This window comes from Streptomyces sp. Q6, assembly GCF_036967205.1.
Classification (GTDB): domain Bacteria; phylum Actinomycetota; class Actinomycetes; order Streptomycetales; family Streptomycetaceae; genus Streptomyces; species Streptomyces citrinus.
The window spans coordinates 5249627-5263399 of sequence record NZ_CP146022.1 but is presented as its reverse complement, the minus strand read 5'-3'; the positions used below and the strand labels follow the sequence as shown (position 1 = coordinate 5263399).

Sequence of the window (13773 nt, the reverse complement as noted above, 5' to 3'; positions counted from 1 at the left end):
ACGGACTGTAGCGGCGGGCGTGCGACCAGTGGAGAGGCCCACGCTGGGACCTTGCTCACAGACTTCCCGCGGTTTCCGCGGCCGTCCCACCGAGTTCGCAACCATTGCGGCGCGGGCAGCATCTGTGGGGACAGGAGAGAACGACGCGGCGGGCGGGGGACCTCATGCGGACATCTGTCAGGACATCTGTCATACGAGGATCGGGCGGGCGGGAATCGGCTGGAAGGCGGCCGGGTCTACGGGACGCGGTCGCACGGGACGCGGTCGCACGGGACGCGGTCGCACGGGACGCGGTCGTACGGGGTGCGGTCGTGCGGAGTGCGGTCGTGCGGCGGTCGGTCGCTGTCGTCGGGGCGCTCGTCCTGGCCGGCGGCTGTACGGCGCAGGCGGTGGAGGGCACCGGGAGCCCCTCGTCGGGCGCGTCTGCGGGCACGACGTCGCCGTCGCCCTCCGACGGCGAGGGCACGGACGGCAAGGCGTCGGCGACACCGGCCCCCACATCGACCTCGACGCCCACGGCGACGCCCGCCGAGGTGCTGCTCGCGCCCGGCGACAAGGGCGGGCAGGTGCGCGAGTTGCAGGCGCGGCTGCGGCAGGTGGCGTGGCTGTTCGACGGGCCCACGGGGACGTACGGCGACTCGACTACCGTTGCCGTCAAGGGATTTCAGGGCAAGCGGGGGCTGCCGCGGACCGGGCGGACCGACACCGTCACCTGGCAGCGGCTGCTGGGGATGACGCACGAGCCGACCAAGTGGGAGCTGTACGCGTCCGGCGGGCAGCCTGCCGCGCAACCGGATCCGCGCTGTATGACGGGCCGGGTCCTGTGCATCAGCAAGAACAGCAGGACGCTGGTGTGGATGGTGGACGGGAAGCGCCTGATGACGGTGGACGTGCGGTTCGGGTCGCAGTACACCCCGACCCGCGAGGGCGTCTTCCAGGTCAACTTCAAGTCACGCCACCACGTCTCGACGATCTACCACACGCCCATGCCGTACGCGATGTTCTTCAGCGGGGGCCAGGCGGTGCACTACTCGTCGGACTTCGCGGCGCGCGGTTACACGGGGGCCTCGCACGGCTGCGTGAACGTACGGGACGAGGGGAAGATCGCCAGCCTGTTCGCGCAGGTGCGCAACGGCGACAAGGTCGTCGTCTACTGGTGAGATGAGCGGCGTGGGTGGGATCGGGGGAACGTATCCCACCCACGCCAGTGGCACAGAGCCGAAGGTACGGGGGGAACCCCGGCTCGTGCACGGCCGATGACCAGTCGGCTCACTCAGTACTGCGTCACGGGCTCCAAAAACGTCACACCGGTCGCTCGACAGAATTCCGGGGCGGGGTCGAGATGGGGTCGGCCGAGTCCGGCGGACTACGACGCGGAGCTGGAGGCCGCGGCGGAGGCGGGCGTCGACACCGAGGCGGACGGCCCGGCCGTCGGCAGGTCGGGGGACGCGCTGAAGGAGCGGGTCGGGGTGGGGGCGGACGGCGGCTTGAAGCCGATGTTCTGGTCCGCGCCGCCGCCTCGGCCGTGGTCGTCGTCCTCGTCGCCGCCGTCCTGCCCGCCGCTCTTGCCGTCCGCGTTGCCGGAGCCGGAGTCGCCGTCCGACGAGTCGGTGTTCGCGTCGGAGCCGGAGTCGGACCGGCCGAGGGCGCGGTCGCAGAACCGGTCGAGGTCGGCGGTGCTCCTGCCGGACCTCTTCGCGGAGTCGCGCAGGAGCCGGCGCTCGTCGGAGCCGAGGCGGCCGCCGCGGTATTTGACGCACGCCTCGATGACCTGGCGGCGCAGCACCGCCTCACCGCTGCCGCCCTCGGTCGCCCGGGGATCGGCCGACGCCGAGGGTCCGCCGCCGTGCGCGTCGTCGCCGCGACCCGCGTCCGGGGAGCCCGAGGTGTCGTCGGGGCTCGCGGAGCCTTCGGGCCGCGCCTCGTCTCCGCCGGTCACGCCCGGGGAGGGCGAGGCGAGGGGCTTGTCGGGGCTGGCGGCGGCCGACACGGAGGCGGCGGGCGCGGGTTCGTCCCGGCCACCGAACGGCGAGGGCAGGACTCCGGTCCCCGCGGCGACGGCGACACCGCCGACCATGCACGCGGCGACGGCCGCCGCGAGCCCGAACCGGACGGGCCTGCCCCACCGCGGGCCACGCCCGGGACCGGCGGAACCGGAAGGTCCGGAAGGTCCGGCGGGGGCGCCCGCGCGATGGCGCCGGTGGCGTCCCGAAGCGCCCGCGGAACCGACCGCGGAGCCGGCCGCCGAGCCGTCGGACACCGCGCCGATCGCGCCGACCACCCTGCCGTCGACCGCACCGTCGGCCGCTCCGCCGACCGCACCCTCGACCGCGGGCACCGCACGCGATTCACGGAACGCCTTCAACGCGGCTTCCTCGCCCGGGAGTTCACCGTCGGGCCCGGACGGCAGTGCCGTCAGTGATTCAAGGGCGGCGGCGAGTCGCTCGGCCTGCCGGAGGTCCTCGTCGGCGGCGGCACCGCCGTGCGCGGAGTTCTCGACGACGGCCTTCAGGGGCTCCCCGCGCAGCAGACGCTCCGCCGCCTCGCGGTCCAGCCACTTGTAGTGCTCGTCGGCCATCACATGTCCTTCTGCGTCCGCGAACGCGAATGCGTCACACCGGCGGACGTCACCGTACGGGTGTCCGGCTGTCTCGGGTGCGGCAGCGCACCGAGCGAACCGGAAGTGTTCGAGGGGCCCGCGGAGTCCGCGGGCGAGGTCCCGGAAGAGGTCGCGGACGACGTTCCGGAGGAGTCCGCGCCGAGCAGTTCGGCGAGCCGCTTGAGGCCGCGGTGCGCGGCCGTGCGGACGGCACCGGGGCGCTTGCCGAGGGTCAGCGCGGCGCTCTTCGCGTCGAGCCCGACGACGACGCGCAGCACGACGGCCTCGGCCTGGTCCTGCGGGAGTTGGGCGATGAGCGCCATGGTGTCGCCGGTGGCGAGGGACTCCATCGCCTCGTCGGCGGTGTCGGAGAGGGCGGGTTTGCCGGTGAGTTCGCTCTCGTCACCGCCTATGGCGGGCCGGCGTCCCCGCATGCGTATGTGGTCCAGGGCGCGATTGCGGGCGATCCGGGCGGCCCAGCCGCGGAACCGGTCGGCGTCCCCCTCGAACCGGTCGAGGTCGCGGGCGATCTGCAACCACGCCTCCGACGCGACGTCCTCGGCATCGGGTTCGCCGACGAGTGTGCGTACGTATCCGAGCAGCCGTGGGTGCACGGCGCGGTACACAGTACGGAACGCGGTCTCGTCCCCGTCCTGAGCCGCAAGCACCGCGGCGGTCAGCTCCGCGTCGTCCCCCAGCACTCCCAGTCCCTGCCCTACCAGCCCTGCCCTGGCCGTGAGGCCCTGATCGGCGTTGTGCGCCCCCGGCGCGAATCAGCACGCTACGGCCTGAAACGCCCCGCCGTCCATGTTTGTACAACGGGCAACTGAAGGGTGACACAGCGCGGTGTGACAGAAAACGCACCCGCGGCGCTGAAGAGAGTACGGGCCGCTCGCGACCCGTACGCGCGGCGGCCGGGGTCTCTCCTGTGGGGGGTGGCGACCTCGGCCGTCCCGCTTTTCAGGACCAGGAAGCGGGCGCCTTCACCTAGTTCTGGCCACGCCCGTTGCCGTTGCCGTTGCTCTTGTCGTTGCTCTTGCCGGAACCGGCGCTGTTACCCGTACCTGTACCTGTACCTGTATCTGTACCTGTGCTCGCATCCGCACCCGTACCGGCCCCGTTCGCGGCCCGCGACCGCCGCGCCCCCGCCGAAGGCCCGCCCGCGGCACCGGAACCGTCGTCCGCCGTGTCGCAGCCCGCGGCGGCCCGCTCCGAGCGGTTGCGCCCGCGCCCGTTCTCGTACGACTTGCACCGCGCCTCTTCGCCCTTGGCCTGTTCCGGGTGGCTGGGCGTGCCGTCGCGCCGCGCGCTCGGGGCGGACGGACCCGGTGTGGCCGACGGGCTCACGCTCCGGCTCGGCGCGGGCCGTTCGGGCTCGTCGACGGAGGAGATGCCGCTTCCGATGCCGGCGACGGCGACCCCGCCCACCGCGACACTCGCCACGAGCGCGCCGACGGCCGCGCGCAGCGACCACCGCGACCGGCGCGCGCGGGGCCGCCAGTCGTCGCGGCGCCGGGTCGGCGCGTGCAGCGCGCCGGCGTCGCGCGCGGCGCGGAACGCGGCGAGGGCCTGCGCTTCACCGCCGCCGGGCCCGTCCGGTGAACCGTCCGGTGAACCGCCGGGACGCATCGCGGCGGCGAGCAGCTCGCCGAGTGATGCCGGGTCGACGGGGGCAGGGTCGTCCGGCGGCGAGGGGTAATCAGTCATCTCGACTCCCCCAGCGTTCGCGGCTCGATATCCGTCACACCTCGTCCTTGCCGGAGCCGTCGCCCGTTGCCTCGCCCGTGGCCTCGTCCGTTGCCTCACGCGTTGTCTCGTCCGTGGCGCCGTCCGTCGCGTCGCCCGTGGCGCCGTCCGTAGCGTCGCCCGTCGCGTCGCCCGTCGCGTCATCCGTCGCGTCGTGAGCCGTTTCGACGCCGAGTTGACGTGCGAGCCGCTTCAGCCCTCGGTACGCGGCCGTGCGCACGGCTCCCGGGCGCTTGCCGAGGACGCGGGCGGCGGTCGGCCCGTCGAGCCCGACGACCACGCGGAGCAGGACCGCCTCGCCCTGGTCGCGCGGGAGTTGGGCGATGAGGGCGAGGGCGCGCTCGGTGGAGAGGGTCTCGAAGGCCTGCTCGGCGGTGTTGTGCGCAGCGGGCAGTTCGAGGACGTCCTGCTCCAGTACGGACGAGCGGGGGCGCACCTTCTGACGGCGCAGCAGATCGAGCGCGCGGTGCCGGGCGATGGTCGCCGTCCAGCCGCGGAACCCCGCGCCGTCGCCGCGAAAACGCCCCAGGTCCCGGGCGATCTCCAGCCACGCGTCGGCGGCGACGTCCTCCGCCTCGTCGCCGACGAGCCCGCGCAGATATCCGAGCAGGCCGGGCTGCACCAGGCGGTACGCCACGGCGAAGGCGGCCTCGTCGCCTTCCTGGGCCCGCGCCACGGCTGCGCCCAGCTCCCCGTCGTACGCCTGCGTGCGACGGGGTTCCCCTCCCTGGCCCAACCGCTTTCCTCTTCAGTACGTTTCAGTACGCGTGCGTACGTTTCCGTACGCGATCCGTGTGTCCCCCATGCTGATCAGCGTCCGCGCCCACAGAAACGTCACAGGGACGGATGGCGGCCGGGGGGATGGCCGCGCCCGTGCGGGTCGCCTCAGACCTCGAAGACCGACCCGCCGTCCGTCGGGAACTCCACGACCTGCGCCGGGTCGGGGGTGTGGACGTCGAACGGCTTGTCGTAGTCGCTGAAGGTGATGGTGATGCGCATGCCGCCGGTGGTGCCGTTCATGGAGTGCAGCCGCATGTCCGACTCGGCGCCGACGTACGCGGTGCCGCCCCCGCCGCGCGTGGGCAGGGCGAGCGGGGTGAGCAGTTCGCCGTCGCGGCGTACGTCGGGCAGCGCGCGGGTACCCGCCGCCCCGCCGATCATCGTGGTGGCCAGCGTCCGGCCGACGCCGCACTGCCTGCCGATGATCTGGGCGCCCTTGGGTCCCGAGGGAGCTTTCACGTACTTGCCCCGGGCCAGGCCGGTGAACGCCCGCATGCGCGCGCCCGCTTCGGCCCCCTTGGCCTCGGCCCGGGTCTCCAGCACGGCGAGGGCGGCGTCGCCGTACTTCACGTACGCCTCGTCCTCCCCGTCCCCCGCGCCGTCCCCGTCGGTGTCGGCGCCACCCTTGAGATAGACGACGCGGGCGGCCACGCCGTCGCCGTCGTCGATGGTCCCGGAGCAGTTGCCGTGGTGGTCCACGCCGATGTCGCTCCGTACGTGCTTGTCGCCCTGCCTGACGTCCGCCGCCATGCGCACGGAGTAGGCGTCGCGCAGCAGGACACCGGCCCGCCTCAACAGGTCCTCCCCGCGCGCCTGTTCAGCGGCTTCAGGAGACGACGTGTCGTCAACAGGGCGTGTGCTGGTGGCTGGTTGAGCCAGCGCCCGTATCTCCGAGGCCGGTTCGACGGGCCGGAACGCGGCGCCACCGGCGGCGAGCGCGACGACGAACACCCCGGTGATCACAGGGCGGCGCATGCGCGGCTCCGCCGTCCCGGCAGGGTCAGGTAGAAGGTCTGGAGCGACTCCTCGGCGCCGACCTCGTACCGGTTCACGACCTTCCCGAGCGGGTTCCACACCCGTCCGTCCGGCATCCGTACGCCCACGCCCTGCCCGAAGTAGGCGCGTTGCGCCTCGTCCAGGTCGACCCATTCGGCACCGGCCCGCCGGGCCAGCACCTCCCCCACGTACGCGCCGAGACCGAACAGCACGGTGTCGACGCGCCCCCGGTCCGCACCGCCCTTCCGCAGTCCGTCGATGAGGAAGTCGACGACACGGAGGCTGGCGACGGAGTAGTCGAGCGGCAGCCGGGCCGAGGCGACCCGCGCGACGAAGCCCGCCGCGTGCCGTCGCATGTCGGCGGCCCGTTTCTCACCCTCACGCATGGTGTTGCACCCCTTGGTCCGGTCACCGGGAAGCCTGGTTCCGGTTCTTCCCGCACTCCCCCAGCGGGTGTGTCACCTCAACCGTCACAGGTTGCACACATGTCGCTTCTCACACAGCGAATACGGGGTTTCCGTACAACCATTCGGTGCCGTCGGCCGTCGGCGCCGCGTCAACGGGCCCCGCCGCAGAAGAGACCACGGTGCACAGCGCGCGCACCTGTGCCGCACAAACGGTGTGGCGGCACGGAAGACCCGTACCGCCACACCCGTTCAACCCCTGCAACTACCTTCCTGGCTGCGCTACTTGATGTAGACGAGCCCGTCCGTCGTGATGGTCGGGCGGCCGCTGGTGCCGACCACGACGATCTTCACCTTGTGCGGCGCGCTGCTGGACCAGGTCTTGGTCCAGATCGCCTGTCGGTACAGGGTCGACGACGACTTCAGGTCCACGGTGCTGACCTTGACGCCGTCCACGTACACGTACGCCTGACCGGAGCTCGACGCCCGTGAGACGACCCACGAGGCCGACCGGCCGGTGAAGGTCCAGGTGAGGCTCGTGCCCTTGGAACCGCTGGAGTACGACTTGCCGCCGAGGTAGCTGCTGCTCGAACGGGACGTCCAGCTACCGGACTTGACCGCCGACGTCTCCTGCTGGATCACGGGCGTGAAGGCGGGCGACGACGTGCGGGAGTTCCCCGCGAAGTCGTAGGCGCGCATCGACCAGGTGGTGGCGGTGCCGGACGCGGCCGTGCGGTTCGAGCTGGTCGTCGTCGGGCCGAAGGTGGCCGTGGCCGGCGCGAGGAGCTTCACCTCGCGCAGCGCCTTGTCGTCGGCGGCCTTCCAGCCCAGGGCGACGGGCACGGACGTGGTGCTCACCGTGCCGGTGCGCAGGGAGATCCTCGGGGAGGTGGAGAAGGTGGGGGCCGTGGTCTCGGCGACGACGTTCAGCGCGGCCGTGGTGACCGCCTTGCCGGACTGGTGGACGGCCCGGACGGCGACGGTGTGGCTGCCGAGGGCGAGCGTCGCGGCGGCGGACGTGGCACTGCCGGAGGCGGTGGCGGCGACCTTGCCGTCGACGAGGAGTTCGTACGTGGAGATCAGCGACGCCGGGGTCGTCGCCGACCAGTGCACGGTGACGGCTCCCTTCGTGTAGTACGTGGTGCCGGACTTGCCCGCGCCGTCGACGGTGGTGGTCTTCAGCCCCTGCACCGGCCCGGCGGCCCAGGTGCGGATGGTCGGGAGCTGGGCGTAGAGGGAGTTGCCGGGGCACTGCGTGTTGAAGCCGTCGCGGTGGGCGGAGATCCGGTTGAACGTGTACTTCGTGCCGGCGGTGAAGCTCTTGCCGAAGTAGTTGGTCTGGCTCGCACCGGCGTTCAGGGCGACGGTTCCGGCCGGGTCGGCGCCGTACTGTCCGAGCTTCCAGGCCGCGACGCGGGCGATCGAGGTGAGCGCGGCGTTCGTGGCACTGGCGGAGACGTAGTTGCCGAGGACGGCGATCCCGGCGGACTCGCGGTTCCAGCCGTAGGTGTGGGCGCCGAGCACCGGCAGGTCGGTGCCGCCCTTGCGGCCCTCGAAGACGGTGCCGCACTTGTCGACGAGGAAGTTGTAGCCGATGTCGTTCCAGCCCTCGACCTGTACGTGGTACGCGTAGATGCCGCGCACGATCGAGGCCGAGTCGGCGCAGGAGTAGTCGTTCGCGCCGTCGGTGTGGTGGACGAAGACGGCCTTGACGTCCGGGTTGTACTCCGGCGGGTCCTCGACCATGGACTCGTCGGCGCCCCAACCGGCGCGGGAGGTGATGGGCGGCTTCGGGGCGGTGGACGGGGGTGCCGTCGGAACGGTGGCGCTCGCGCTGGCGGTAGCGGTAGCGGTAGCGGTGGGATCGGTACCCGTAGGACTGGGACTCTCGGTCCCTTCGACGCCTTCGACGCCTTCGACGCCTTCGGCCGCCTCGGCCCCTTCGGCCCCTTCGGCCCCTTCGGCGACGAACGCGGCGGGTTCGGCGGAGTCGGCCGTCGGGGCGGGCCGCCGCGCCTCGGCGTCGGTCACGACGCCCGGGTCCACGAGGTTGACCTCAAGCCCCTTGGGCAGTGCGGCGGTCGTCCCGTCCTCATGGGCGACCTGCACCTGGACCCCGTCGGAGGGCCCCACGTACAGCGGCTCGGACGCCCCGCGCACACCGCGCTCCGGCTTCTCCAGCGGATCGGTGTCGAGCTCCAGGTCGTGCCAGGCGCTCCACTCCCCGCTCTCCAGGCTGTGGGTGCGCACCTGCGCGGTGCCGTCGAGCTCCTTGGTGGCGCCGGTCCACGAGACGCCGAGCAGCGAGAACTCCTCGGTGTCCTTGCGCGGCAGCTCCCGACGTCCGCTCGTGGTGCCGGGCAGCGCGAGGTCGTAGACCTTCACGGGCCGCTTGTCCTGGAGGGCGGCGCTCACGTCGTGGACGGGGTTGGCGACGGCGTAGGCGGTCACCCCGCCGCCACCGAGCACGACGGCCCCCAGGGTGACCCACACCCTCCGCTTCAGGTTCATCGATCTGTACGCATGGGACACACGAGGACTCACGTTGGCGTCACTCACTCCGAATCGGGCCCAACAGGCCACAGCAGAACGCTAATTGAGACACACCCGGCACACAGGCGGCCACTTGGAACAGCGCGCCCACCCCCGAAAGCATCACTGTCGAACCGAACCCCACCGGCCGTCCCCCTCCACGCAACCCCGGATTCATGTACGGCACGCCCCGCAGAGGGTTTCGTCGCCGGTCGGCAGGAACAGGCGGGCCTGTACGTGGCCTGCGCCCTCGCACTCCCGCATGAGCGAGACCCGTGGGACCGGGGCGGACTGTCGCCGGGCGGGCTCACTGGCGAGTACGGCCACGGCGACGGGTGGGATGTCGGCGAGTACGTACCTCAGCAGGCCGCCCGGTCGCTCGATCCGGCCGAGCCGTCCGGGGAGGTTCAGGCGGATGTGCCGCCACACGCTCTCGGCGGTGTGCCCGCGCGTGAACCAGTCACGTACGCGGGCGGCGAGTTCGGTGACCATGGCGCGCGGGATGCGCAGCCGCGCGTCCCGCTCCTGGAGCCCGGCGACGAAGCGGCCGGCCTCGTCGTCGGGCCGCTCGGGCGCCGGAGGGGTGGAGGTGTTGTCCCTAAGGTCTTGCCGCCTTGGATGACGGCCGACGTCCCGGCGGGTCGGCTCACCGACGGCCGGAGTTCCCACCGCCGGAGACCCAGACGTCGGAGATCCAGACGTCGGAGATCCAGACGTCAGAGCCGCAGCCTTTCGTGGCCTGCCCGCCGGTTCCCCGTCCCGTACGGCGGCCGCCTCCTCCGCGCTCAACGGCGCCCCCGACACGAGCTGAACGGTCTCCCACCGCCCCCGCTCCCCCTGCACCCGCCACTCGTGCAGAAACCCCTCGGTCTTCAACTGCCTTTTGGCTCGCAGGAAAGCGCACTTGCCGAGGCCCGCCTTCTCGGCGGTCCTGGAGAGGGAGTCGCCCGCGTCGGCGGGGAGGGAGAGCTGCCAGATGAGGAGCCGCAGGGCGTCGGAGTTCAACCGAGGGTGCCGGATCAGGGAGTTCGGAATCTGACTGAAGGATCCAGTCGGGGCGATAACATGACGGAGCATTTCCGGTGGTGTCTCTTTCTGGTGGAGCCACTGGCGATGAAGGCCCTCGACGCTGGTTGCACCCGGCGTCTTGGGCCGCTTAAGTTTCGGCCACCGTAGCGCAACTTCTGTAATCACATGACTACTTCACGTAGTCACCACTGCTTGCCGTACCGCTGGCGGCGCTCCGCGATCCAGGCCCGCACCCACGCCTCCTCGGCCTCGTTGGCGGCCCGCAGCACTCCCGCCCCCACCGTGGCGACGAAGTACACGAACCGCACCCGCCTCAACTCCCCTTCCACGGCCAGCACTTTCCCCGGGCCGTAGACATCGGTCTCGGCATGGGCGACGTACGCCCCCTCGCCATGCACGACCTGAACCGCCTCCGCCATCGCACCGCTCCTCACTTTCCGTTCAAGAACGGTCACACAGTGAGGTCTCCGCAGGTAGGCTCGCCAGAGGTTCGCGCGTGACAACTGATCTGTCACATACGGGAGTTCGTATGGCGGTCGAGGACAACCCCGGATCACGTACCAGCTACGGCGAGGAACTGAGGCGGCGGCGCGAGGCGGCCGGACTCACCCAGGAAGAGCTCAGCGTGCGCGCGGTCATGTCCCGCACGCGCATCGCGCACATCGAGGCGGGCCGGCGCAGACCTGCGTTGGATGACGCCCGGCGCCTGGACGGGGTGCTCGACACGGGGGGCGTCTTCGAGACGTTCCTCCCGACCCAGGGCGAGGGCGCGGTGGCCGAACACTTCGAGGAGGCGCTACGCCTGGAGGAACAGGCGACGACGATCCGCGTGTACGGGCCGAAGCTGGTGCCGGGCCTCCTCCAAACCCCCGCCTACGCACGGCAAGTACTGGCTTCGGGCTTCCCGCCCAAGACCCCGGAGGCACGTGACAAGCTCCTTGTCACACGCCTCCGCCGCGCCCGCATTCTCGACGTCTTCGAGAGCCCGGTGGTGTGGACACTCCTCGACGAGGCCGTGCTGCGCCGTCCCGTCGGCGGTCCGGCGGTGATGTGCGAACAGCTCTGTCACATCGCGGAACTGGGCGAGAGCCACCGCATCCGCGTGCACGTACTCCCCTTCTCGGTGGGCTACCACGCGCTGATGGAAGGCTTCGTCTCCTTGATGTGGTTCGAGGACCTGCCGCCCGTCGCGTACGTGGAGGGCCTGAAGACGGGTCGAGTGCTCGAAGTCCCCTCCGTGGTACGGCAATGCCAAGCGGCCTACGATCACGCCATGGGCGACGCCCTGTCGCACCGGGAGTCCCTGGCCCTGATCCGCTCCATCGCAGAGGATTACGAGCATGAGCAACGTGAGTGAGCAGCCCACGACGATCCCGGATGCCTCGACCCTGACGATGTGGCGCAAGTCCAGTCACAGCGGCGGCAGCAGCGGCGACTGTCTCGAAGTCAGCGACGCCTGGCGTAAGTCGACGCACAGCGGTGGCGACAGTGGCGACTGCCTGGAGGTCAACGACGCCGCCTGTGCCGCCCACGTACCCGTCCGCGACAGCAAGAACCCGTCCGGCCCGGCGGTCGTCTTCGGCGGCGGAGCCTGGACGGCGTTCGTCGCGGCGGTCAAGGACGACGCGGCCTGAGCGACGCCGCGTGTCGCCCGGCAGATCATCGCGTGGGCCGCACGACCGGCGGGCCGTCAACCCCCGGACACCACGACGAGCCACGGATGTCCCGCGGGCTCGGCCTGGTGGTTGATGTGGAGCGCCTGGAGGATGGGCGGCGCCACGTCCGGGATGCCGCCGGGCAGCCACCCCCGGTGCTGCCCGCCACAGCGGCGCACGGCGTCAAGAAGCGCGGACTCCGGGACAGGCGGGGGCGGTTCGTCGCGGCGCCCGAGGAGGGCGGCCCGGCGCGCGAGCAGCTCCCGCGTCCGCGCCACGGCCGGCGCGGGATCGCCCGCGGGCCCGGCGCTCCCGGCTTCCTGCCGCTCGCCCGGCTGCGGCATCCGGTAGGCCGGGTCGAGCACCACCTGGAATCCTCCGCCGCGCACCCGTCCTCGTACTCCACGGAGCCGTCGAAGGCGATGGAGCGGTACGCGCCTGGACACAGCGGACACCGAGCACGCGTGTCGCCGCTCCCGCCGCCCCGGCAGAGCCGGGACGGCGGGAGGCGTGCGGACCTCAGCTGTTCAGGTACATCGTGCACTCCGTGCCGGTCGCGTGGACCAGGGCACCCAGCACGTCGTCCGGGCCTCCGATCCGCAGATACCGCTGGTCCTCGGTGTCGTCGGACCAGCCATGGGACCGGGCGAAGACCTGGACCGCGGCGATCTCGCCGTCCCGGGACGACGCCTTCACCAGCTTGCTCCCCGAGACGACCCCGGCCACCGCGGAACACGGCAACCGCAGCTCCGCCGCCATCGGGTACTCGTCGTCCTCGGACCACGCGTAGTACCCGATGACCCTCGCGGACCCGGGCACCGCGACCTGATGGTCACGGAAGGCCTGCTCCGCGCTCACATCCGTCGTCGGTGAGCCCGGGAAGGCATGCGGAAACCGCTCGGCCCGCTCGCTCTGTCCAGCCTGTCCGGACTGTCCGGCTCCGGCCTTCTCACTGCCGCACGCGGTCACGGTCAGCACCGACAGCAGAGCCAGCACCACCCCGGACACAGCACGTCGACGAACATGGCGGAGCATCTCGCTCTCCCTCCGAACAGGTGGAGGAGCCACGGACGTTGGAGTCCGGGCGTTCCTTCGTGCGTACCCCTGCATTCACGCACGGCGGCCGCCGCGCAGCACAGATGTACTGCCGGTCGCGGCGGCAGGGCGTCCAACTCCTCGCCCACAAGCCGCAGGCGCGGCCGTGCCGATCGGCGACTGACCGGTCGGCGGAGCACGAAGCTCGCCCCCAGGAATCCCGGGGGCGACCACTGCTCACGTGTGCCGGTCGAACGTCACCGATCAGCCGACCCGGTCACTCAGGCCCCGTACTGCCGGACTGCCGCCGGGAAAGCTCCCGGGCAGGCCGGGCACGTCGAGCGTGTGCCCGAACCAGCCGGTCAGGAACTCGACCACCCCCATGGGGAACCCGATCCAGTCCGCGTTGTCCGTGCGGATGACCACCGGCCAGGCGTCCGGGTCCGCAGGGCTCGTCTTCCAGTAGAAGGCGTCACCGCGGTCGGACTCCCCCCAGGAGATCAGTCCGCCCGGCTGCGGGTAGGGGACGTAGTCCTCCATGTCCTCCATCTCGTGGAGATCCTGGAGGATCTCGTCGTTCCGGGACTCGGAGGCCCAGGCGGCCTCCGCGCCGGGTGCCGGCAGCGACACCGTGAGGAAGTCACCGATGACGAGTACCGGGTACGCCGCCGCGAGCGAACGGAAGTCCACCGGCAGCGCCGTTCCGAGGTCCGCCTCGAGTACGCCCCAGTCCACGCCGCGCCCGCCGGGCGCCCGCCACTGTGTCATCGCCGCAAGCGCGGCCTCCAGCTCCTCGACCCTCACCATGTCGTCTGCCGATCCGTGCTGTTCCCCGCTTCCGCAAGGACACCGGCGCGCGGCCTGCTCACGAAACCGGACACCACCTCGATGACGCGCGCGGCCCTCTCGGGCAGGTCGTCCGGCCTGAAGCGGCACCGGCGAAGGGAAACGGACACGAGCGGGACCTGCCTGATGCACGACGGTACGACGGAAACGC

At 71.7% G+C, this 13773-nt stretch carries 15 protein-coding genes; 3 read left to right on the top strand and 12 right to left on the bottom strand.

What is annotated here, in order from left to right; translation table 11 throughout:
• The first annotated feature begins 311 nt into the window (after nucleotides 1-311).
• A complete protein-coding gene (locus V2W30_RS24565) occupies nucleotides 312-1160 on the top strand; it encodes a L,D-transpeptidase family protein (protein WP_338699793.1) in 849 nt (282 codons plus the stop codon).
• A gap of 206 nt (nucleotides 1161-1366) precedes the next feature.
• Here V2W30_RS24565 and V2W30_RS24560 read toward each other — a convergent pair whose 3' ends face one another.
• From V2W30_RS24560 to V2W30_RS24520, 9 genes are all read right to left on the bottom strand, one after another.
• Nucleotides 1367-2578, bottom strand: coding sequence for a hypothetical protein (locus V2W30_RS24560; protein WP_338699792.1), 1212 nt, complete (start codon nucleotides 2576-2578; stop codon nucleotides 1367-1369).
• Nucleotides 2578-3300 carry an RNA polymerase sigma factor gene (locus V2W30_RS24555; protein WP_338699790.1) on the bottom strand — a complete coding sequence of 241 codons (723 nt, stop codon included), beginning with the start codon at nucleotides 3298-3300 and terminating at the stop codon, nucleotides 2578-2580. Before V2W30_RS24555 ends, V2W30_RS24560 begins: the two co-directional genes overlap by 1 nt.
• Nucleotides 3301-3586: 286 nt before the next feature.
• Nucleotides 3587-4306 carry a hypothetical protein gene (locus tag V2W30_RS24550; protein WP_338699788.1) on the bottom strand — a complete coding sequence of 240 codons (720 nt, stop codon included), beginning with the start codon at nucleotides 4304-4306 and terminating at the stop codon, nucleotides 3587-3589.
• A gap of 34 nt (nucleotides 4307-4340) precedes the next feature.
• Complete coding sequence (locus V2W30_RS24545) at nucleotides 4341-5081, bottom strand: RNA polymerase sigma factor (RefSeq protein WP_338699786.1); 741 nt, start codon at nucleotides 5079-5081, stop codon at nucleotides 4341-4343.
• A gap of 149 nt (nucleotides 5082-5230) precedes the next feature.
• The gene (locus V2W30_RS24540) at nucleotides 5231-6100 is read right to left on the bottom strand and encodes a hypothetical protein (RefSeq protein ID WP_338699784.1); all 870 of its coding nucleotides are present in this window, start codon (nucleotides 6098-6100) and stop codon (nucleotides 5231-5233) included.
• Nucleotides 6085-6507 (bottom strand): hypothetical protein, encoded by a 423-nt coding sequence (locus tag V2W30_RS24535; protein ID WP_338699782.1) that lies wholly within the window; start codon nucleotides 6505-6507, stop codon nucleotides 6085-6087. Before V2W30_RS24535 ends, V2W30_RS24540 begins: the two co-directional genes overlap by 16 nt.
• A gap of 300 nt (nucleotides 6508-6807) precedes the next feature.
• Nucleotides 6808-9030 carry a peptidoglycan recognition protein gene (locus tag V2W30_RS24530; RefSeq protein ID WP_338703745.1) on the bottom strand — a complete coding sequence of 741 codons (2223 nt, stop codon included), beginning with the start codon at nucleotides 9028-9030 and terminating at the stop codon, nucleotides 6808-6810.
• Nucleotides 9031-9231: 201 nt separating this feature from the next.
• Complete coding sequence (locus tag V2W30_RS24525; RefSeq protein WP_338699781.1) at nucleotides 9232-10062, bottom strand: hypothetical protein; 831 nt, start codon at nucleotides 10060-10062, stop codon at nucleotides 9232-9234.
• Between the two features lie 206 nt (nucleotides 10063-10268).
• Nucleotides 10269-10505 carry a hypothetical protein gene (locus V2W30_RS24520; protein WP_338699779.1) on the bottom strand — a complete coding sequence of 79 codons (237 nt, stop codon included), beginning with the start codon at nucleotides 10503-10505 and terminating at the stop codon, nucleotides 10269-10271.
• Nucleotides 10506-10615: 110 nt separating this feature from the next.
• Between V2W30_RS24520 and V2W30_RS24515 the strand changes: the two genes are divergently transcribed.
• Together V2W30_RS24515 and V2W30_RS24510 are read left to right on the top strand one after the other, a co-directional pair.
• Entirely contained in the window at nucleotides 10616-11443 is an 828-nt protein-coding gene (locus tag V2W30_RS24515) for a helix-turn-helix transcriptional regulator (RefSeq protein WP_338699777.1), read from the top strand.
• Nucleotides 11427-11720: a DUF397 domain-containing protein gene (locus tag V2W30_RS24510; RefSeq protein WP_338699775.1), complete on the top strand. Its 294-nt coding sequence runs from the start codon at nucleotides 11427-11429 to the stop codon at nucleotides 11718-11720. Before V2W30_RS24515 ends, V2W30_RS24510 begins: the two co-directional genes overlap by 17 nt.
• Nucleotides 11721-11776: 56 nt before the next feature.
• On the opposite strand, the gene V2W30_RS24505 is transcribed toward V2W30_RS24510, so the two are convergent.
• The 3 genes from V2W30_RS24505 to V2W30_RS24495 form a co-directional block, all read right to left on the bottom strand.
• On the bottom strand, nucleotides 11777-12130 hold the full coding sequence (locus V2W30_RS24505; protein ID WP_338699774.1) for a hypothetical protein: 354 nt from the start codon (nucleotides 12128-12130) through the stop codon (nucleotides 11777-11779).
• Between the two features lie 130 nt (nucleotides 12131-12260).
• On the bottom strand, nucleotides 12261-12740 hold the full coding sequence (locus V2W30_RS24500; RefSeq protein WP_338699773.1) for a hypothetical protein: 480 nt from the start codon (nucleotides 12738-12740) through the stop codon (nucleotides 12261-12263).
• Nucleotides 12741-13040: 300 nt separating this feature from the next.
• A complete protein-coding gene (locus tag V2W30_RS24495; RefSeq protein WP_338699772.1) occupies nucleotides 13041-13583 on the bottom strand; it encodes an SMI1/KNR4 family protein in 543 nt (180 codons plus the stop codon).
• Nucleotides 13584-13773 lie beyond the last annotated feature (190 nt).